The sequence below is a fragment of the Gottfriedia sp. ABJ_BB2_2 genome (assembly GCF_055484705.1).
Map to the genome: position 1 here is coordinate 249,493 of NZ_JBVFKR010000001.1, position 18,142 is coordinate 267,634.

21 protein-coding genes and 1 riboswitch are annotated in these 18,142 nt (G+C 31.5%); of the genes, 5 read left to right on the forward strand and 16 right to left on the reverse strand.

Annotated features, from left to right (window positions below):
* The 3 genes from zwf to ACX6U0_RS01380 all read right to left on the reverse strand — a co-directional run bounded on the left by zwf (window position 1) and on the right by ACX6U0_RS01380 (window position 3,688).
* On the reverse strand, window positions 1–1,512 hold the full coding sequence (gene zwf, locus ACX6U0_RS01370) for a glucose-6-phosphate dehydrogenase (RefSeq protein ID WP_464958216.1): 1,512 nt from the start codon (window positions 1,510–1,512) through the stop codon (window positions 1–3).
* A gap of 439 nt (window positions 1,513–1,951) precedes the next feature.
* Window positions 1,952–3,142, reverse strand: a complete 1,191-nt coding sequence (locus tag ACX6U0_RS01375) for a DUF445 domain-containing protein (RefSeq protein ID WP_464958217.1) — start codon at window positions 3,140–3,142, stop codon at window positions 1,952–1,954.
* A 117-nt stretch (window positions 3,143–3,259) separates the two neighbouring features.
* Window positions 3,260–3,688, reverse strand: coding sequence for a GNAT family N-acetyltransferase (locus ACX6U0_RS01380; RefSeq protein ID WP_464958218.1), 429 nt, complete (start codon window positions 3,686–3,688; stop codon window positions 3,260–3,262).
* 150 nt (window positions 3,689–3,838) lie between these two features.
* Between ACX6U0_RS01380 and ACX6U0_RS01385 the strand changes: the two genes are divergently transcribed.
* Window positions 3,839–4,201, forward strand: a complete 363-nt coding sequence (locus tag ACX6U0_RS01385; protein WP_464958219.1) for a hypothetical protein — start codon at window positions 3,839–3,841, stop codon at window positions 4,199–4,201.
* 100 nt (window positions 4,202–4,301) lie between these two features.
* Here the strand turns inward: ACX6U0_RS01385 and ACX6U0_RS01390 are convergent, their stop codons facing one another.
* A complete protein-coding gene (locus tag ACX6U0_RS01390) occupies window positions 4,302–4,817 on the reverse strand; it encodes a methylated-DNA--[protein]-cysteine S-methyltransferase (RefSeq protein ID WP_464958220.1) in 516 nt (171 codons plus the stop codon).
* A gap of 266 nt (window positions 4,818–5,083) precedes the next feature.
* Window positions 5,084–5,656, reverse strand: a complete 573-nt coding sequence (locus ACX6U0_RS01395) for a DUF1836 domain-containing protein (RefSeq protein ID WP_464958221.1) — start codon at window positions 5,654–5,656, stop codon at window positions 5,084–5,086.
* Window positions 5,657–5,802: 146 nt separating this feature from the next.
* Between ACX6U0_RS01395 and trhA the strand changes: the two genes are divergently transcribed.
* Window positions 5,803–6,450 carry a PAQR family membrane homeostasis protein TrhA gene (gene trhA, locus ACX6U0_RS01400; RefSeq protein WP_464958222.1) on the forward strand — a complete coding sequence of 216 codons (648 nt, stop codon included), beginning with the start codon at window positions 5,803–5,805 and terminating at the stop codon, window positions 6,448–6,450.
* 307 nt (window positions 6,451–6,757) lie between these two features.
* Here the strand turns inward: trhA and ACX6U0_RS01405 are convergent, their stop codons facing one another.
* Complete coding sequence (locus tag ACX6U0_RS01405) at window positions 6,758–7,003, reverse strand: hypothetical protein (RefSeq protein ID WP_464958223.1); 246 nt, start codon at window positions 7,001–7,003, stop codon at window positions 6,758–6,760.
* A gap of 147 nt (window positions 7,004–7,150) precedes the next feature.
* Here ACX6U0_RS01405 and ACX6U0_RS01410 point away from each other — a divergent pair, with 147 nt between their 5' ends.
* A complete protein-coding gene (locus tag ACX6U0_RS01410) occupies window positions 7,151–7,414 on the forward strand; it encodes a hypothetical protein (protein WP_464958224.1) in 264 nt (87 codons plus the stop codon).
* A 31-nt stretch (window positions 7,415–7,445) separates the two neighbouring features.
* Here ACX6U0_RS01410 and ACX6U0_RS01415 read toward each other — a convergent pair whose 3' ends face one another.
* From ACX6U0_RS01415 to ACX6U0_RS01430, 4 genes are all read right to left on the reverse strand, one after another.
* Window positions 7,446–8,009, reverse strand: coding sequence for a class I SAM-dependent methyltransferase (locus tag ACX6U0_RS01415; RefSeq protein ID WP_464958225.1), 564 nt, complete (start codon window positions 8,007–8,009; stop codon window positions 7,446–7,448).
* 291 nt (window positions 8,010–8,300) lie between these two features.
* Window positions 8,301–9,089, reverse strand: a complete 789-nt coding sequence (locus ACX6U0_RS01420; RefSeq protein WP_464958226.1) for an ABC transporter permease — start codon at window positions 9,087–9,089, stop codon at window positions 8,301–8,303.
* 2 nt (window positions 9,090–9,091) lie between these two features.
* Complete coding sequence (locus tag ACX6U0_RS01425) at window positions 9,092–9,991, reverse strand: ABC transporter ATP-binding protein (protein ID WP_464958227.1); 900 nt, start codon at window positions 9,989–9,991, stop codon at window positions 9,092–9,094.
* Complete coding sequence (locus ACX6U0_RS01430) at window positions 9,991–10,227, reverse strand: PLD nuclease N-terminal domain-containing protein (protein ID WP_464958228.1); 237 nt, start codon at window positions 10,225–10,227, stop codon at window positions 9,991–9,993. The genes ACX6U0_RS01425 and ACX6U0_RS01430 overlap by 1 nt, the downstream gene beginning before the upstream one ends.
* Window positions 10,228–10,358: 131 nt before the next feature.
* Between ACX6U0_RS01430 and ACX6U0_RS01435 the strand changes: the two genes are divergently transcribed.
* Window positions 10,359–10,898, forward strand: coding sequence for a helix-turn-helix domain-containing protein (locus ACX6U0_RS01435; protein WP_464958229.1), 540 nt, complete (start codon window positions 10,359–10,361; stop codon window positions 10,896–10,898).
* Window positions 10,899–11,377: 479 nt separating this feature from the next.
* Window positions 11,378–12,196: a mechanosensitive ion channel family protein gene (locus ACX6U0_RS01440; protein WP_464958230.1), complete on the forward strand. Its 819-nt coding sequence runs from the start codon at window positions 11,378–11,380 to the stop codon at window positions 12,194–12,196.
* Window positions 12,197–12,345: 149 nt separating this feature from the next.
* Here the strand turns inward: ACX6U0_RS01440 and ACX6U0_RS01445 are convergent, their stop codons facing one another.
* The 6 genes from ACX6U0_RS01445 to ACX6U0_RS01470 all read right to left on the reverse strand — a co-directional run bounded on the left by ACX6U0_RS01445 (window position 12,346) and on the right by ACX6U0_RS01470 (window position 18,116).
* A complete protein-coding gene (locus tag ACX6U0_RS01445) occupies window positions 12,346–12,816 on the reverse strand; it encodes a DinB family protein (RefSeq protein WP_464958231.1) in 471 nt (156 codons plus the stop codon).
* 251 nt (window positions 12,817–13,067) lie between these two features.
* Window positions 13,068–14,021: an ATP-grasp domain-containing protein gene (locus ACX6U0_RS01450; RefSeq protein ID WP_464958232.1), complete on the reverse strand. Its 954-nt coding sequence runs from the start codon at window positions 14,019–14,021 to the stop codon at window positions 13,068–13,070.
* A 15-nt stretch (window positions 14,022–14,036) separates the two neighbouring features.
* The gene (locus ACX6U0_RS01455; protein ID WP_464958233.1) at window positions 14,037–15,086 is read right to left on the reverse strand and encodes an LLM class flavin-dependent oxidoreductase; all 1,050 of its coding nucleotides are present in this window, start codon (window positions 15,084–15,086) and stop codon (window positions 14,037–14,039) included.
* 110 nt (window positions 15,087–15,196) lie between these two features.
* Window positions 15,197–15,299, reverse strand: a riboswitch (SAM riboswitch).
* A 228-nt stretch (window positions 15,300–15,527) separates the two neighbouring features.
* Window positions 15,528–15,911: a DUF1398 family protein gene (locus ACX6U0_RS01460; RefSeq protein WP_464958234.1), complete on the reverse strand. Its 384-nt coding sequence runs from the start codon at window positions 15,909–15,911 to the stop codon at window positions 15,528–15,530.
* A gap of 63 nt (window positions 15,912–15,974) precedes the next feature.
* Window positions 15,975–16,493 carry a GrpB family protein gene (locus tag ACX6U0_RS01465; protein ID WP_464958235.1) on the reverse strand — a complete coding sequence of 173 codons (519 nt, stop codon included), beginning with the start codon at window positions 16,491–16,493 and terminating at the stop codon, window positions 15,975–15,977.
* Between the two features lie 135 nt (window positions 16,494–16,628).
* Complete coding sequence (locus ACX6U0_RS01470; protein ID WP_464958236.1) at window positions 16,629–18,116, reverse strand: flotillin family protein; 1,488 nt, start codon at window positions 18,114–18,116, stop codon at window positions 16,629–16,631.
* Window positions 18,117–18,142 lie beyond the last annotated feature (26 nt).

Sequence of the window (18,142 nt, forward strand, 5' to 3'; positions counted from 1 at the left end):
TTAGATACTCCTTTTTAGTTTCTTATTTTCATTTAAGTTAGATTCTTCTGAATCAGAATCAAGCCACCATTTAAATCCATCTTCTGCTAATAATTGACTAGATGCATCGGGGCCAAATAAACCAGCTTTATATGAATGTAGTGGTGTTAAATTTTCTTCAAATGCCTCTAGAATTGGTTGGACAAATTGCCAAGCTAATTCTACTTCTTTCCAATGTGCAAAAAATTTCGCATCTCCACGAATTGCATCATGTACTAGTAATTCGTATGCTTCTGGTTGGTCAGTGGCATTTGCTAAATAATCAGCACGAACAGGTTCAATTTTCCCATCAATGTTTTTACTATTTAAATAAAATGAAACTCTTTCGCTTGGATTTATTTCTATTACTAAAAGATTTGGTCCAACCAATTCATTTCTCTTTTTATATAGATCTTGCATTGGATTTTTAAATTCAAACACAATACGCGTCGATTTTTCTTTTAAACGTTTACCAGTACGAATATAAAATGGTATGCCCTTCCAGAACGAGTTATCGATCCATAAACGAGCCGCTACAAACGTATCATTTTGGGATGAAATGTCAATTCCAGGCTCTTGTTTGTATCCTTGAAGTTTTTTACCATTTTGTTCACCTGATGCATATTGACCACGGACAACATGAGATGTAACTTCTTCTTTTGTCATCGGTCTAAGGGCTTCTAAAACTTTACGTTTTTCTGCACGCACGTCATTTGTTGTTGCATTTTTTGGTAAGTGCATTGCTGTCATCATTAATAACTGAAGCATATGATTTTGGAACATATCACGAATTGCACCAGCAGTATCGTAATAACCAGCTCTTTCTTCAACCCCAACAGTTTCACTTGCAGTAATTTGGACATTTGCAATAAATTGATTATTCCATAATGCTTGTAGAACTGGATTCGCTAATTCTAATGCTTCTAAATTTTGAACCATTGGTTTACCAAGGTAATGATCAATTCTATATATTTCATCTTCATTAAAAGATTTACTTAATTTTTCATTTAAATCTCTTGCAGATTTTAGATCACGTCCAAACGGTTTTTCAATGATTAGACGTTTCCAACCTTTTGTAGTACCTAAGCCACTATCTTTAATATTAAATGCGATTGTTTCAAATAATTCAGGGGCTACAGATAAGTAAAATAATCTGTTTTCTGGAATATTTAATTCAAGTTCGCGTTTTTTAACAAGGTTTAACAAATCAAGAAATCCTTCTTTTTTTGTAATATCTAATTGATGATATCGGATTGATTCGAGAAAAGCCTCAGTTTGATCGTCATTTTCTAATTCACGTCTAGAAAATGTCTGAAGTGATTGTTTCACTTGTAGTTGAAACTCTTTATCTGAAATCTCTTTTCGACCGAGTCCAATTATTGAAAATGATTTTGGCATTTTCTGATCAATAAATAAATTATATAAAGCAGGATAAATTTTTCGTTTTGCTAAATCACCTGTACCTCCGAATAATACAAATGACATAGAATCCATTAACTAAACCCCCTATGTTCGAACTTTTTTTCTATTTATCTATTATCTTGTAAAAAGATATAAAAAGTTCGGCTTATTAAATTGTATAAGTGTATCTGAAATTCTTTGATTAAAAGAACTGAACAATCCTTTATATATAAGGGTTGATCGTTTTATTTAGTCAGAAGGATTTCAAGGTTAATATGTTTCATCAAGAAATATTTAGTTCAAATGAAGTTATTTGTCACTAATTCTCGAAAAATATTTTTTTACACTTACCTATAATACAAGAAAAAAATTTTAGTTACCAATAAAATGCTTAAAATTCTAGAATTTGGATAATATTTTTTTCGTAAAAAATCAAAAACCCTCGATGAACTTACATATTTCATCAAGGGTTTAACAATTTATTGTTTTTATAATTGGTAAATTCCGCCAATATATTTACTTTATGACAAGATCATTTAAAAAAGATTTGTATAGTAGATAAAATAATCCCAATTAAGAATCCACAAACTGCTCCATTTACACGAATCCAAGTAATATCTTTTCCAATCTTGTTTTCTAATAAATCAGTTATTTCTTCTGTAGACAATTTTTCGATATTTAATCTTACTAGTTCGCCAATTTTATAGTGATATTTTTCAATTAACTGAGTTAAGATTTTTTTAAAGCTAATGTCGAACTTATCAATCCATCCTGATTTTTTAATATAATCAACTAGACGTAATATCGTATTTATTATAAACGTGCGGTCTGTAAATTTATTTTGAATCCAATTAGTCACTTCTTGAATTGCATAAGTAGCTCCGCTATTTTTCCATTCATCTAATTGTCGTATAACATTTTCATTTGTTTTACTTTTTTCTGCTTCTAATCGAATAAATGAAAGAATTGTTTTACGTCGTTCGCTTGTTGGATTTTTTAATTCAATTAATAAATCAAGTAATCCGCTATGAATAAATTCAATAATCTTTTCTTCACCAATCATTGGTAGGAAAGCTTTAATCATAAAAAATTTACGCTCAATAAATTGAATGATTTCTCTTCCAATCAGTTCTTTTATATGTGGCATTTTTACATAATCTTCAATTTTGTCTAATAAAAATTCATATGTCTTCTCATCCCACTCGTTCTGAAAAATTTTATCAATCACATTTGTCCATATTTTTTCACTAGATATAGAGTGAATAGTTGTATGTAAAGAATCTTGAATCATCTTTTCTATTGATTCCTTTTGAATTGAAGTGCCAAATTGTTGTATTGAAGTTATGATTTTTTCTCTAGATTCTTCATCATTAAGCATGTTTTCAAATGATTTTACACCTTTTTCAATCCATTGCTGTTCATTTACTTTTTCAATTAAACTTTCTTTACTAAGCCACTGATTATTAAGTGTTGATAAAATACCTTCAGTGATTTTACGTCTATTTTTTGGTAGTAAAGCTGTATGCGGGATTGGAATATTCAGTGGGTGTCTGAACATTGCTGTAACAGCAAACCAATCGGCAAGTCCCCCTACAAGTGCAGCTTCAAATCCACCTGATAGTATTTGAATTATTTTTGCTTGAAACGGCATTGTTGCGACAAATCCAGTTGAAGCAACCAATAAAGATAGATTTGCAAGCCGTTTTGAATTTTTTTCAACCATTACATTATTGCCTCCTATTGCTGTTTGAAAATAGTATATCATTGATTGATGGCAATACTAAATTTAGGAAAATTCGTTTGATCTAAATCCGTAATTAATATTGCATAAAAAATTAAATCAGTAAATATTCTTTTGAAAGTGATGACACGTTATATCCAAACCATTCTTGAGGTAAAAACGGTGTGCATCGAATCTATTCACTCCTGAATCTAAATGAAATTGTTTACATACCTTTTTAGACGCTTCTTCAATTAACCAACTCCATAGTAGTTGAGCATATCCATTTTTACGACTGTTTTCGTTAGTAATTAAATCATCAACATATAAGTATTGATCCCAAGCTAATGACTCCGTAATTCTGAAGCCTGCTACAGCCATTACATCATTTTCTTCAATTACTGCTATCAATGTATATTCATGTTTTTCCATAAGACGTCTGATTTTACTTACGTATTCAGTTTGTTCTAAATGAGGTCTTAGTTGTTTAACTGTATGAAAAGTAAGTAAAATCTCTTCATCACTTTGCATAATTTTTACAACTGGCATTACGATACAACTCCATTCAAAAAATGATTTAGTTTGAAATTTTAATGATCTAACTTAAAAATACCAAATTTTAGTGATTTTAAGAAAGGATTTTCTAAAAGTTACTAGAATGTATCAAATTAATATATAGGAAAATGAAAGGAATGGAAAATGGGTAGAAAAATAATTTATATTATTGCATCTGTTATATTCATTTTATCAATTTTTATCTATTTCAATTTTTTCCGTGGCATCACTCAAGATATAAATTTTTTATTGATTAATAAAGTTGAAGTTTCTGAGAATGAAATAGCTCTTCACGCATCAAACCCTAAAAGCGGGATCATGATTAGTGGAATCGACAAAACATACAAACATCAAACAGTCTATCTGAAATTCCGTGGAGCACTTGCAAATGAATATGGCAAATCGATTAAAGAAGGGAAAATTAGTATTGAAGGAAATTATAAAGGTATTAATAAAGTAGTAATATTAGGGAACAATTATCAAAAAAAGGAAATCTGGTCAAAATAACAAAAAACAGACTAATAATGAATTAGTCTGTTTCATATTATTTTGATGTAATCTCTAAAAAGAAGTTAAGTTATGTTAAACAAAATATTGTTGATATTAGTTAAATAGATTTATGATGTTGTTCCATTTTTAATAGCATCTTCTTCATTTCTAATCCACCCCTATAGCCTGTAAGTGCACCATCCTTTCCAATGACGCGATGACATGGAATCATTATCAATAATGGATTTTTACCAATTGCAGAACCGACAGCACGAACTGCTTTTGGATTGTTAATCATATCGGCTATATCTTTATATGTTTTTGTTTCACCATATTGGATATTGTTTAATGCGTTCCATACCTCTAGTTGAAATTGTGTACCATAAAAAACCAGAGGCAAAGAAAACTGTTGTCGATCCCCTTTCAAAAATTCTATGATTTCAACAGTATAGCCTTGTAAAAAATCTTTATTTTCAATTAGCACTACTTCACCAAAACGCTTGATTGCCCATTCGCTTAGCTCATTTAAAGAATGATTTAACGAACCTACAAAGCATAATCCTTCTTTTGTTGCGGCTAAATATATATTCCAATCTCTATGTGTCAATAAAGTCCAGTAAATATTTTGATTCATTTATAAACCTCCTAATGCTAAGTGAGAAATTGATTGATTCTAATTAATGGAGAATTATATGGAACACTCTGTTAACATAACTAGTAAAAGTTTCGAAGCTTACTGTTCCAATCATCTACTTTAATCCAGTCAATACATTTAGTATAACTCCTCACTTCTAAATAAAGTTGATACTAAGAATGAAAGAGCAACATTTCGATAAAAATTATGAAACATTCATTAAAAAAACCAATAGCAATCTTGTACTATTGGTCCTTAAATGTGCATTATTTATCTTTAAATTCGATCTCGGCCACTAGCTTCTCTGCAGCATTTTTATATAAATTACTAATATTTACAAAAGATGCGATACATAGTAATTGCTCAAAATAATCTAGGTCTTTTTGATGTAGTTCGTTTAAATGACTACTAACATCGTTAACTCTTGATTGTAGATCAGATTTGAAATTTGAAACATTTTGTTCATTAATCTTTAAAAAGCTATTATATAAATCATCTACATTTAAATCGTCTTCTACTTGTATTTTTTTGTTTAGTCCATTTAAAGTATCTTTTATGTCATTAATTGATAATGCACCTTTTAAATGATAGATCAAACTAATTAAGATGATATGTTTCTTTGAGTATTTCTTATTTTTAATTGGGAACAGCAACTTTGCTTTTGCATAATTATTAATCATTGTTTTGGTTAATATCTTTTCTTCTGAATCGCTTTTTGCAAATTTATTATCAAAGAGTTGAATAACTTGTTCCATATAAAGATCAATTTCAGGGATATCTTCCAGTTCTATCTTTTTATCTAAATCTAGTTTTTCAATGAATTCATTTATTTTTATCATAAGAACCTCTGTTTTTTCTTTTTCAATTTGTAAGTATATATTAACATAAATTTTTTCTAATTTAAACACTTGACTACGTTATGTAATCAATGATAACTTAGTATGTAGTTATCAATACTACGTAACATAGTTGGAGGAGATTTTATATGGAGAATTATATGCGTGAACCAATCAATTCCCTAACTCATTTAGTTGGGGCTGTCCTGTCACTTTGTGGATTAATTGCAATGTTATTCAAAACTATTATTTCTGGAGGAACTGTATTACATATATTAGCGGTTGTAGTATTTGGTGTAAGCATGATTCTCTTATACTCTGCATCCACAACTTATCACATGGTACTAGCGAACGATAAAGTCATTTCCTTTTTAAGACGGATGGATCACTCTATGATATTTGTATTAATCGCAGGTACTTATGCCCCTTTTTGTTTAATTAGTTTAAACGGTTTAACAGGTTGGATTATGTTTTCAATCGTTGTATTTATTGCCTTATGTGGAATATTATTTAAGTTAATTTGGTTCAACTGTCCTAGATGGTTATCTACTGCATTATATATTGCTTTAGGTTGGGTAATTATCATTGCTTCGGTGCCTTTAGCTGATGCAATCAGTTTTAAAGGATTAGCTGTACTTATTTTAGGAGGGATTTTCTACACTGTTGGTGGTATTATTTATGGTCTAAAACCTAAATTCTTATCATTTAAAAATTGGGGATTCCATGAAATATTTCATATTTTTATTATGCTTGGTAGTTTAGCCCATTTCTTATGTGTTTATATATTTGTAATTTAATGAAATGACTCTTGGTGGTTTTACATTTTATAATTTAGGTTAGTAACTTAAAAAATCCTTCTTTTTAGAAGGATTTTTGTTATTCTTATTTTTCCCTTGTATATAGAGGAAAAATTCAATATCTTTTTAACTGTCAAGGCCATATAGAATAGATTTTTCCAATCAAACTACTTATTCTTTGTCCTAAATTGTTTCAACATAAAGTCAGTTGTTGAATTGTAGCTTTTTAAAATTTGCCTTCGCTTATTAGTAAAATAATAAAAAGAGCCACAACCGTGACTCATTCCTTCTCCAACTAATACTTTCGTTAGCTAAAATTGTAATACTCCTTTACCGCTTTAATTAAATAACGTATACCAACAAATAGTAATACAATACTTACGATTAAAGGAATGATTCCATTGTTAAGTAAAACTGCACCATACAAAGCTACCGAATAATCATTTCCACTTACTGTTCCATTTAACGAATCTATTGTTGAAGGAATAACTGTCAAGCCTAATAAAAAAATGCTCAACAAGATTGCAATACCACCTATTATCAGGTTATTCATATAATCTTCTCCCTTACAAAGTGTAAATTAATTATACATAATTCCATTTTTAGTATAAAGAAATGATTAGCTTTACAAAGAAAATGTCATTTAAAATTTAGACATTTCATATTCTAAAAAAAGGACAAGTAAAGGATGTGAACAGCTTTGAACATAGTTGAATTATCAATATTAATATTCATTTTACTTTTGATCATTGTGATAAGTCAAACTAGGTTTTCAAAATACAAAAAACAAGCAGTTAAAATTTATACCATTGAGAGTTTCTTAAATGGACATCATTTAATCGAAAATGAAGATCAAAAGAAAAATCTAATAGATCGAATAAATGATATTTTTGATGGTAGTAAGGACAACCGTGTTGAAAATGGTGAAAATGATGATGGTGATGGCGACGGTGATGGAGATTAAGTTAGGTAGTTTACTAGTCTTATGTTGTTTACTATCGTTTAATCGCATCAACAATGAGAGAAGGAAAACCAAGTTGATCTCCTTGATTTCTAGAATCATACTTTTTTGAACGGTAAATAACACCATCATTTGCATCCCACTCACTTTCATAAAATTTTCCGATTTCATCACAATATTCAAGTAATACAACTTCAAATCCAGCATTTTCAAACATTTGAGTTAATGTTTTATAGTTATAAAAAATTTTATGACTAGCAGCTGGATGGTCACTTGGTCCAGGTCCGCCTACTTTCACTATATTTTGATAGGTCTCATCTTGGAAAAATGCATCAGGGACAGCACATCGAATATGACCAGATGTTTTCAAATATTTATAACAAATTTTGGCTGCTTCAACCCCTTCGTCAAAAGTAAGATGCTCCCATACATGCTCAGCCAAAATTGCTGAAATTGAGTTATGCTCAAACCTTTTTTCCCAAGTTGATTCATCTAATAAGTTAAGTTCATCTTCCTGAGTTTGAATCCAACCTGGATTATTGTTAAATTCCCCCGCCCCTACTACTACTTTCAAATCATTTTGATGAATAACGAACACCCCCATCTCTTAATTATTGTTCTTCTACCTCATGTGATATTTCAATTTGAATCAGTTAATGCAAGTTTTTTAAGTCAGAAATCATTTCAATTTGTTCTTTTGTGTTTAATAAATTATAACATTCCGTCTTAAATTATTCTGCTGGATAAACCAAAAATAGACTGACTAGTATTACTATATACTGATAGACTATTATATTAGAAATCTAAAAAAGACATTGGTATATCTTAATCCAATGCCTTTTTCATTTAGTTAATAGTACAGAAATGGTATCTTTTTCTAGATAGAAGCTTATTCGTGATTAAATTTTTTATTAACAATCCAATAATAAGTAACCACAAGTGTCATCAATATACAAACAATACTTAGTAATATATTGATTATTCCGTCTGAATTTACCCTTCCTATTATTAGCAATTCGACAGCATGTTTGCTCATACTAGCTGGATTTACAAAATCAATTACTGGATTCAATCCGACGATAATTCGACAAGTAATGAGGTAAACAATTGAAATTAATGCAATTACACCCTGGCTCTGAAAAACAGTACTGATCATGGTAGTAAAAGTTACAATATAAAGAACCCATACTAGGTAAAAGAAGAGTCCAGTCATCATTTGTGAAAATGGAACATCCGTAAAAAGATAATTTACATAATAATAAGAAACAATGTAACCAATAGACACACTTAAGGTAGCTAAGAACCAATTTGATACTATTTTTCCACCTATATATGAAACTATTGAAACAGGTCTTGTTAGGATAAAGGCTAACATGCCATTGGCTTTGTCTGATTGAATAATTCCCATCATTGAGATTACGATAATTATAATCCCTAGCTGATCAAATTGAGAGCCTAAGGTACTAGCAAGAACTTCACTTCCATTTTGATTAGTCATACTCGGGTCAATTGTTATTCCCTGGCTACCACCTAATGATTCTAGAATTGTTGGCAAAAAATAAGTTACGATTGGCTGGGTTAACCCTAAAAAAATAAAGACAAGGGGTAACCACATAACTTTATATTCAAGTATCATTTGAGCAAATTCTTTTTTAGTTAATACAATAAAGTTATTCATTTCTACACCACCAACTTTAGGAAAATCTCTTCTAAAGTATCCTTATTTATATCAAATTTTAAGAGGTCTACTTCATGCTCGATCGCACTTTTCAGTAACATATTTTTATTTTTTGAAATTTCATCAACTTTTATTTTGACTTTATTCCCAATGACCTCTACATCCCTCACATATGGTAATTTTTTTAGAATATCAATCCACTTTTGATCTTTTGCAGTAATTTCCAAATTTAATTTATTTTCACTATTACGATTTAATAGATCTGTAATCGTCGTGTCTTCAATTTTACTCCCATCTTTAATGACAACAAATCGCTCACATATTTCTTCCGCATCGCCCAATATATGAGTAGATAATATAATCGTTGTTTCCTTTTTTATTTCTTTAATCAGGTTTAGCACTTCCCTTCGCCCGATCGGATCTAGTGCTGATACTGGTTCATCCATGACGATAAATGAAGGTTTATGCAAGAGTGCCTGAGCAATACCAAGTCGTTGTTTCATTCCACCGGAAAAAGTGCCAACTTTTGTATGTTCTTCACCTGTAAGTCCTACTTTCATCAAAATTTTTGGTATAGTGTTCGCTAATTCATTTTTTGTTACTCCAGAAAGTTGCCCCATAAATGTAAGGGTCTCTTTAGCTGTCATCCAATGATAAAAATTAGGATACTGTGGTAAGTAACCTATTTCCCTTTTCATTTGTGATATTTTTTTACCATTCAGTAATACCTCACCAGAGTCAGCGTTGATAATATCTGAAATCACTTTTATTAATGTCGACTTCCCTGCTCCATTCGGTCCTATTAATCCAATACATTCTCCTGTTTGTATTTCCATCGAGAATTTATTGACTGCAACCTTCTCTTTAAATGTTTTTGATACATTTTTGATTTCCAATTTCACTACCTCTCACTATCCTTTCTCCCCATTACAAAGTACAGAATAGGTCCAAATGTGTTTGCAAATATAACAACAAACGTCCAAAAGACGACATTCTCTCTCGTTTTTCTATGTCGGTACAAATCAATTAAAGCAATTAAAATTAATAGAGCAGATATTACGATAACTGGAAATATAATCGGTAAATAAGCCATAAAATCAAAGTCTTTTAGATCATCAAAGCCGTAGTGTAGCTTCATTTTATCTTCCCCCCTATGAATATATTTCATTCTCATTATTGATAATGATAATATATCTACTGTTATGTTGCAACTACTGTTCTCATTCTTTATAATGAGAATTAAAATTAATCAGTAAATAAGGTGATAATATGAGCAATAAAACCGAAATTATAATGCATCCAGTTAGAATGAAAATCTGCCAAGCGTTAATGAGAAATAAAGAAAATGGACTAACACCATTAGAGATGATTAAAATCATTAAAGATGTACCTCAAGCAACTCTTTATAGGCACATACAAATATTAATGGATTCTGATATCATTCGCGTTATTAAAGAAAAAAAGGTCAAATCTGTTTCGGAAAAATATTACGTTTTAAATGAAGATGAAGCAAAACTAGATCAAGAGGAATGGAAAGAAGCATCTATTGAAGAAAAATTAAACTATGTATCTTCTTATCAATTGTTACTTATGTCTCAATACCAAAATTATCTAAACAAATTAGAGGATCAAAACAGCCAAGAGGATCGTGCTACGTTTTCAGTAGTAGAGTTAAAGATTAATGAAGAACACTTTTTACAGTTTCAAAACGAATTAAATGAATTAATGACTAAATACTACAACGCCACGAGTAAAGAAAAAGATGGCCCTATTCGAACAATTGCTATTACGATTATTCCAGAGAATTAAGAAGTTTCATGAAAAATGCTAATGAACTAATAAATGTGTTAGTTCATTAGCATTAAAACATAAATTTAATTTAATAAAAAGCAAAATCTAAATGTCTGTTTTTGATTAAAGAACAAGTTTAACAATCCCACCAATTAATACTAGTATAGACACTGTCAAGAGAGTAATTTTAGTGGACCTGTTAGATTTATGGAAAAGTCTTATTAAGATGTCCTACACCCCCTTTCTTTATAATTTATTAATACTATTTAATATGAAATCATGTTTAATAAGATACAAGTGTTAGAAATTATTAATTGCTACTTTAAAATACCTCCCCCATCTTTACAAAAGCCAAAATATGTTCACTTTATGAAGTTTCTTGATGTTTTAAAATGCATCAAAATATAGTAAAGCTATTATTTTGGTTGTAGGGAAAGAAAGGTCCTACTCCATTACTATATTTCTATGGTATATTGAAAAAAGTAGGAGTTGATAATATGTCCTTAGAACTGTTCGATCAGTTGCCTGTAAAAATTTTGACTGTGGCACTTCTGATACTATTCACAGTATATTTAATCCGAAAATCGATCAAGCTTTTCTTTGATAAAACTAGTATATTGGATGAAAAGCGTGAAGAGACAATCATGCATTTCGCTAGAGAGGTCACAAAGGTATTAGGATGGGTTATCTTCATCCTTTATGTGATAAGTAATTTCGTCAAACTTGGAAAATTTATCACTGGTTCTGTCGTGGTGGCAGGAGCCCTGGCTCTAATTCTACAGCATATCATCCGTGATTATATTATGGGGTTAACTTATTTGCTTGAGCGACAAATCCATCTTGGTGATTATGTAGTCATCAACGGAAATCGTCAGGGGAAAATTGAGGAAATCAGTATGCGTTATTTGAAAATCCGTCAGTATGATGGTTACCTATATACTGTCTCATATAGTAATATCACAGAGCTACAGAATGGGAATCGTGGTATGCGTCGTGTGAACGAAAGTCTTGTTCTCAATTATAAGCAAAATCCAGATGATGCCTTTAAGGTCATGGAGGAAGTTGCACAAACTTGTAATGAGAAATATAGTGAATACTTGTTACTGGATGAAAATGGCAATCCTTTGGAGAGTTTTAGATTCAATCAGATTACCGAGTTAAATGTGGATTTCAGGGGTAACCGATTTTCTTTATCTGGTCTTGTGAAGGAATCAGACTATGTTGAAGCAAGTAAAAAAGTCAGATATGAATTGGCTAAAGCTGCTTACCAGTATGATTTGATGATGGCAGAGAGTCTAAATACTAGTCATTCATAAAAAGCAAGAGTTCATAACTCTTGCTTTTTATTTGTTGAATTTTAATTTAAAAACACTCAGTTCTAATCCGCCCCAATTCAAACTTAAGAATGTGAGTACGATATATTAATGTATTTCTTAAAATAAAAATAAGTATTCGTAAACATAATTCAATCTTTATGAAGCTTATTTAGTACTTTTATCATGCTAATGATGACGCCTAGATGTTCAGATACATGCGATACATTATAAATGAGCAAATCTTCAATTGTATTTGCTTCAAGAAAATTCTTTTTCACTTGAGTATCAAGTTTACCATTCAAAACTACATGAATATGTTCTAGCAGTTCTTTTAACTGTTCAATTAATAAATTCCATGTAGGCGGTTCAACATTCCATTCAAGAGGTTTCGTACCATACGCAAAAAATGTTTGGTAGCTTTCTGGTAGAAACTTATTATGATCAGAAAGTTTAAGTAAATGGTTTTCAGTAGTATAAAGAATATGCCCAAGTTGCCAGTGAATACTATTATTAAAGCCTTCAGGTACAACATCTCTCTTATTTTCTGGACACTTCTTTATCAAATCAAACAATTTATTATATTTTTTATGTAATAGATGAAAAACATAAGATTCACTCATTGTTGTCCTCCTAATTATCTTACTATTTATTTGGAGAAATCTAGATTTTATGGCAAAGCATTACATAGCTAAGTCCCTGTACTCTTTCTAACATTTCGAGTTGATTTCAAAAAATGTAAGTATTTTCCTGTTCCTTATCTTTTAAAGAAAAATCATTTAACAGTTGCAATAAATGTGTATCAAAAAAGGAATTTCTAAGTGAAATTCCTTTATTAAATAGATTATATTATGTTTTCGTAACTACTTCAAAATTAAGCCTTTGTTGTAGTATAGTTTTCTTCTAAAGTTGTCTTTAAAAATGAAGCTAATTCAAGCATTCCATATTTTCCAGCTTTTGCTTCAGCATCAGAATTATAGTTCGTGTTTGTATTGATATCGTAAGTAAATATCGTACCTTCAGCATTTCTGATGAATTCGATACCAGCAACTTGAATTTGATTATTAGCTAGAACTTCTTTATATTTATTTAAAATTTCATCCTCAAAGCCATTAATGATTTCGAACTTCGGCTTCTCTTCTACTTCTTCGCCAACAGGACAGTATAAATCGCCGATTTGGCAAACGTCTGCTGGACACAGTTCAAAACCTTCCGAAGTATCAACCTTCACAGCATAAACAAAGTTACCTCCGACAAACTCACAGCGAGTTATATAGCTTTCGGGAGACAATATGTATTCTTGAATAAGGGTAATACCATCGACTGGCTCTTCGAAAGAAGGTCCTTCTACGTAAGTTTTTAATGCTTCAATACTGTGAAATAATTGAACACCTAACCCTTTACCTGCACGATTATGCTTCGTAATAAATGACTGTCCTGAAAAACTTTCAGCTGCCTTCAAAATATTTTCTTTTCCAACCGCTGCAATTGTTTTTGGGGTCTTAACACCATACTTGTTTAATTCTAAGTATTGTAAAACCTTACTTACTTCTAATTTTAGTGCATTCGTTCCATTTAACACCGTACGTCCGTGTGCTTCAAGCCAGGCTAAGACTTGAGCAGTAAATTCGGCTGCAAAACGATGATCACGAGTGTGAGATGAAGCACTCATTCTGCTATAAAAGATACCTTCTGGTGGTTCTGTCGATAAATCTAAAGTTCCTCCGTCTAAATGCCATTCTTCATAAGGAACACCCAGTTCCTCCAATCTTTTTGTTAAATGGACTGTCCACTCACTATTTTCATGAATTACATATACCTTGCTCATTTGTACGACCCCTTTCTAGCTCTTTATGAAACTACGTTTTTGTTCAACTAATGGCATAACTTGTTTTGAAAATCGTTCCATTTCCTCGAGTTGAGGAGAAAATTGTAATAATAATAAGTCTAATCCAGTTTCTTCGTATTGTAAAATTCGATCTGCAATTTGTTCTGGTGTTCCTACTAAATTTGGACGCAAGCCTCGGTTAGACACCGAATAATCCTGTAATTGAATTTGTTGCTCTAATTGTGATTTTGTAGTGAAGTCTTTAAAACCAGCATATCCGCTTGAATCCTTTACTTTTGTGATTTTTTCAAGCTCAGCCTGTGCCTCTTCCTCAGTATCTCGGCAAATAACATACGCTGCCATTCCAAAAGAACTAAATGGTTTATTGCCCGTTTGTTCACGACGTGCTTTCATATCTGCTATTTTTCGTTCAATCTCTTCAACAGTTCCACCATGCATTACGTAAGCATCACATTTTTCTGCAATAGTTTGCTTGCCTTTTTCACTTTCACCACCTGCATATAGAATTGGGTTAGGTCTTTGCACCGGCTTCGGAGCAAGCTTCGTGTCCTTTAAGTCGTAAAATTGGCCAGAATAATTGAAAGTTTCTTCTGTCCATAAACCTTTTAGTACATCAATAAACTCTTCCGTACGAGCATAACGCTCATCATGTTCTGTAAAAATACCTCCGTATTGACGCGCTTCTTCTGCCCACCAAGCAGAAACAACGTTTAACGTGAATCGCCCGTTACTGATTTGATCTATAGTAGCAGCCATTTTTGCTGCTACAGCAGGATTATGAAAACCAGGACGAATTGCCGTCATAATTTCAATTTTTTCCGTAACTGCAGCAAGTGCTGCTGCTGTAGACCAAGCCTCAAGAGAATCATGCTCAGGTCCCTTAATATCATTTAAATATAATTCTGCTATTAAAGTAGTTGAATAGCCCCATTTTTCAGCCGATTGAATAACTTCTTTTGCATATTCATAGGTTGGCGGCATATTTTCATCATCAACATTGCGTAACCAGCCTCCAAAAATAGGTAACCAAAAACCATATTTCATCTGGACTCTCTCCCTTAATTTTAATATAACCGAGTTTGCCAATCTACTAAGTTGGAATTATACTCAAAATAAAAAACTCTCCTCCAAAGAAGAGAGTTTTTTTAACCCTCTTCTCATCTTTCAAGCGTGTGCTTGTTGGAATTGGCACAGTATTCATAAGAACCTGCTGCCGAGGCTTCAAAGGGCCAGTCCCTCCACCTCTCTGGATAAGAAGATAAATATAAATTCAACTTTTTCATTAATAATGTGATAATAGTTTAAATTAATTAAATTGTCAATAAATTAGTTTTAATGCTAATCTCGTTCATAATTGATAGATGATAGCTACACTAAGAACAATCATTTGTCTGAATCTTATTTTTTAATTAAAATAGAATAATCTCAAACTTGGCGTTTTCGAGCCTCTTTATGATCAGATTTGCTATATGCTTTATAGTTATTTCATATATTAAGTTTCTCATCAATTTCTTCTTCCCCTATACCGAAATATGTAACCTTTCTCTCAGGTATATAAACACGATAGTTTACAATTCCTGCATCAGCAATTTCTTTTAAAAACTCTAAAAATGGAAGAGAGATATTTGCAATAGCCTCAAGTACTTTGTTTCGATCAAATTGATTAGAAATAACTAAATTTACTTGGGAATCTGTTTTAAATTCTGAATGAACTCCTTTATAAGTAGCTTGACCAGAAGTAACTTCTATTTCATATTCATTTATGCCTCTTTTGGCTAATTCTTCTAGAAATTGCGGAAAGTTGATTTCACCATTACTTCGTCTACGAATAATATCTTGAAATTCAATTTCTGTTATTTTATCATTCATACTTATTCTCCTTCATAGTTAAAAATTGCATCTTTACATGAATAATCACTAGTTACATATGATTCATGTTTTTAATTCTTCCCTAGCTTTTTTAATAATTGATCTAATAAATTCATTTTTTCCGTTTGTATATGAAACTCTATCATATGGATATTTATCAGCTAATTTTAATTTTAAGTGATAGTACTCGTTTAGTATATCTGAATGATTTCTCAAGTAATCTCTAAATAATATATTATTTGTCCAATAGTCACTCTCAAATTCATAGATATGAAGATGGTGTGTACCTGCTCTATATTCACCTTTTCTAAAAAAACGTCTTTCCGGAAAATCCTCATGCCAAACGAATTCATATCCGATATTAGCAAACGATTTAAGAAAGTCACTTATTTCATTTACATTTTTTACTCCACACATTATATCTATAATGGGTTTTGAACCTAAGTTTTCAATTGCAGTACTACCAATATGTTCCATTTGAATTAATGTTTCCCCCAAAACACTTCTTATCTTCATTTCTTCTTTCTTATATTCTAAAGCCCATTGGGTTGAGAAATTTTCTATCATCACTTTTCCGTCCATGTTTTGTCCCCATTTTTTAACCTATCTTATATTTCTCTTTTATTTTGAATCTTTTCATACCAAATTTAACACAAATAAGAGTTCCTCAAAAAAAGAGTAGCCATTGGCTACTCAACGAAAGTCTTATAATTGTAGCTATTCGATCGAATTCGTACCATCAGATTTGCTATTTTCTAAACTTTTTTCAGGTAAAACAGCAGGGCTTTGATTTACATATCCATTGGTCCTTGATGCATATGACTTGATCAATTCAGCAACATCAATACCTGTCATTTCTTTTAATGGCTCTTGCATTTCAACCATTGTTTTTGTAATACTTTTTCCAAAAGATGGAATCCCCTGTCCGTTACCTGAATCAATAATTTTAACCGATTCAATATTGTTAAGTGGTTGAGCAATTTTTTCCGCAAAGACAGGCAGCATTTCGATTAATTTTTCTGTGATAATGACCTCACCATGTTTTTCCATCGCTTCAGCTAATAATTTACGTGCTTCCGCTTCGGCTTTACCTCTTTCACGAATAACGTCCGCCTCAGCAGAACCTTCTGCCTTACGAATCTTTGCTTTTGCTTCCCCGTCAATTTCCGCTTTACGAGCCTCAGCTTCTGCTTTACGAGTTGTTTCATAGTATTCAGCATCTGCTTTGGTTTTACGTACTTTACTTTCCTCTTCTTCAAGCCTAACAGCACGTTCACGCTCTAGGAATTTTAGTGATAATTCTTCTTCTTTTACTTCTTTTGCTAATTTTGCTTTTTCAAGTTCATATGACTGTTCTGATTTCGCACGAGCACGTTCAGTTTCTTCCATAAAGGCTGCATCCTTAATATCTTTTTCCTTTTTTGATTCTGCGATTGCAATTTGACGTTTGTATTCTTCTTCTTTTGCCTCTTGATCAGTTTGTGCTTTATGTATACGAGTTTCACGCTCACTATTTGCTTCAGCGATTTCTGCCAGTTTACGTACCTCAGCAATTCGTGGTCTACCTAAGTTTTCTAGGTATCCATTCTCTTCATCGGCATCACGTAAGTCTGTAAGACCTAATGATGTAATTTTAAATCCCATTAAATCGAGCTGCTTTTGTGCAACTTCAGATACATCCTGATTGAATTTTTCTCGGTTACTATTAATATCTTCCACCGTCATTTTAGAAAGAATCGCACGTAGATTACTTCCAAGAACCTCAATAATTTCTGCTTCAATTTCTTCTTGCTTTTTACCTAAAAATTGCTCTGCATAGTTTGCGATTCCATTTAAAGTATCTGCTACCTTAACCATTGCTACAGCGTCAGCAACAATTGGTACGCCACCATTTGTATAGACTCTTGGTGTTGATAGCTTTAATTGAAAAGATGTAAGATTTACAGGTGTAGATGTTTGGAACCTTCTTAAACGGTATCCACCACCTCTAATAATTTTCATTGAACGACCTTCTTGATCTGTAAAGATATTCGTTTCTTTCTCAGGATCTCCTAATTTTGGACCTGTAATAATTAAAGCTTGATTTGACTTTGCCGTTCTGTAACGATACCTGATCCAGAAAAAATAGCCTACACCAGCAATTGCAGCTACAATCAACAACGGAATTAAAAATAAAAGTCCTCCTAAAAAGCTTAACATTGCCATTTCCTCCTCCTAAAATTTCCAAAATA

Coding starts and splice junctions, on each gene's coding strand:
- ACX6U0_RS01375 (WP_464958217.1), bottom strand. CDS start 3,142: ATGGTTGAAAAAAATTCAAAACGGCTTGCAAATCTATCTTTATTGGTT.
- ACX6U0_RS01380 (WP_464958218.1), bottom strand. CDS start 3,688: ATGCCAGTTGTAAAAATTATGCAAAGTGATGAAGAGATTTTACTTACT.
- zwf (WP_464958216.1), bottom strand. CDS start 1,512: ATGGATTCTATGTCATTTGTATTATTCGGAGGTACAGGTGATTTAGCA.
- ACX6U0_RS01470 (WP_464958236.1), bottom strand. CDS start 18,116: ATGGCAATGTTAAGCTTTTTAGGAGGACTTTTATTTTTAATTCCGTTG.
- ACX6U0_RS01395 (WP_464958221.1), bottom strand. CDS start 5,656: ATGATAAAAATAAATGAATTCATTGAAAAACTAGATTTAGATAAAAAG.
- ACX6U0_RS01405 (WP_464958223.1), bottom strand. CDS start 7,003: ATGAATAACCTGATAATAGGTGGTATTGCAATCTTGTTGAGCATTTTT.
- ACX6U0_RS01420 (WP_464958226.1), bottom strand. CDS start 9,089: ATGAATAACTTTATTGTATTAACTAAAAAAGAATTTGCTCAAATGATA.
- ACX6U0_RS01460 (WP_464958234.1), bottom strand. CDS start 15,911: ATGAATGATAAAATAACAGAAATTGAATTTCAAGATATTATTCGTAGA.
- ACX6U0_RS01450 (WP_464958232.1), bottom strand. CDS start 14,021: ATGAGCAAGGTATATGTAATTCATGAAAATAGTGAGTGGACAGTCCAT.
- ACX6U0_RS01385 (WP_464958219.1), top strand. CDS start 3,839: ATGGGTAGAAAAATAATTTATATTATTGCATCTGTTATATTCATTTTA.
- ACX6U0_RS01390 (WP_464958220.1), bottom strand. CDS start 4,817: ATGAATCAAAATATTTACTGGACTTTATTGACACATAGAGATTGGAAT.
- ACX6U0_RS01430 (WP_464958228.1), bottom strand. CDS start 10,227: ATGAAGCTACACTACGGCTTTGATGATCTAAAAGACTTTGATTTTATG.
- ACX6U0_RS01440 (WP_464958230.1), top strand. CDS start 11,378: ATGTCCTTAGAACTGTTCGATCAGTTGCCTGTAAAAATTTTGACTGTG.
- ACX6U0_RS01435 (WP_464958229.1), top strand. CDS start 10,359: ATGAGCAATAAAACCGAAATTATAATGCATCCAGTTAGAATGAAAATC.
- ACX6U0_RS01445 (WP_464958231.1), bottom strand. CDS start 12,816: ATGAGTGAATCTTATGTTTTTCATCTATTACATAAAAAATATAATAAA.
- ACX6U0_RS01455 (WP_464958233.1), bottom strand. CDS start 15,086: ATGAAATATGGTTTTTGGTTACCTATTTTTGGAGGCTGGTTACGCAAT.
- trhA (WP_464958222.1), top strand. CDS start 5,803: ATGGAGAATTATATGCGTGAACCAATCAATTCCCTAACTCATTTAGTT.
- ACX6U0_RS01465 (WP_464958235.1), bottom strand. CDS start 16,493: ATGGACGGAAAAGTGATGATAGAAAATTTCTCAACCCAATGGGCTTTA.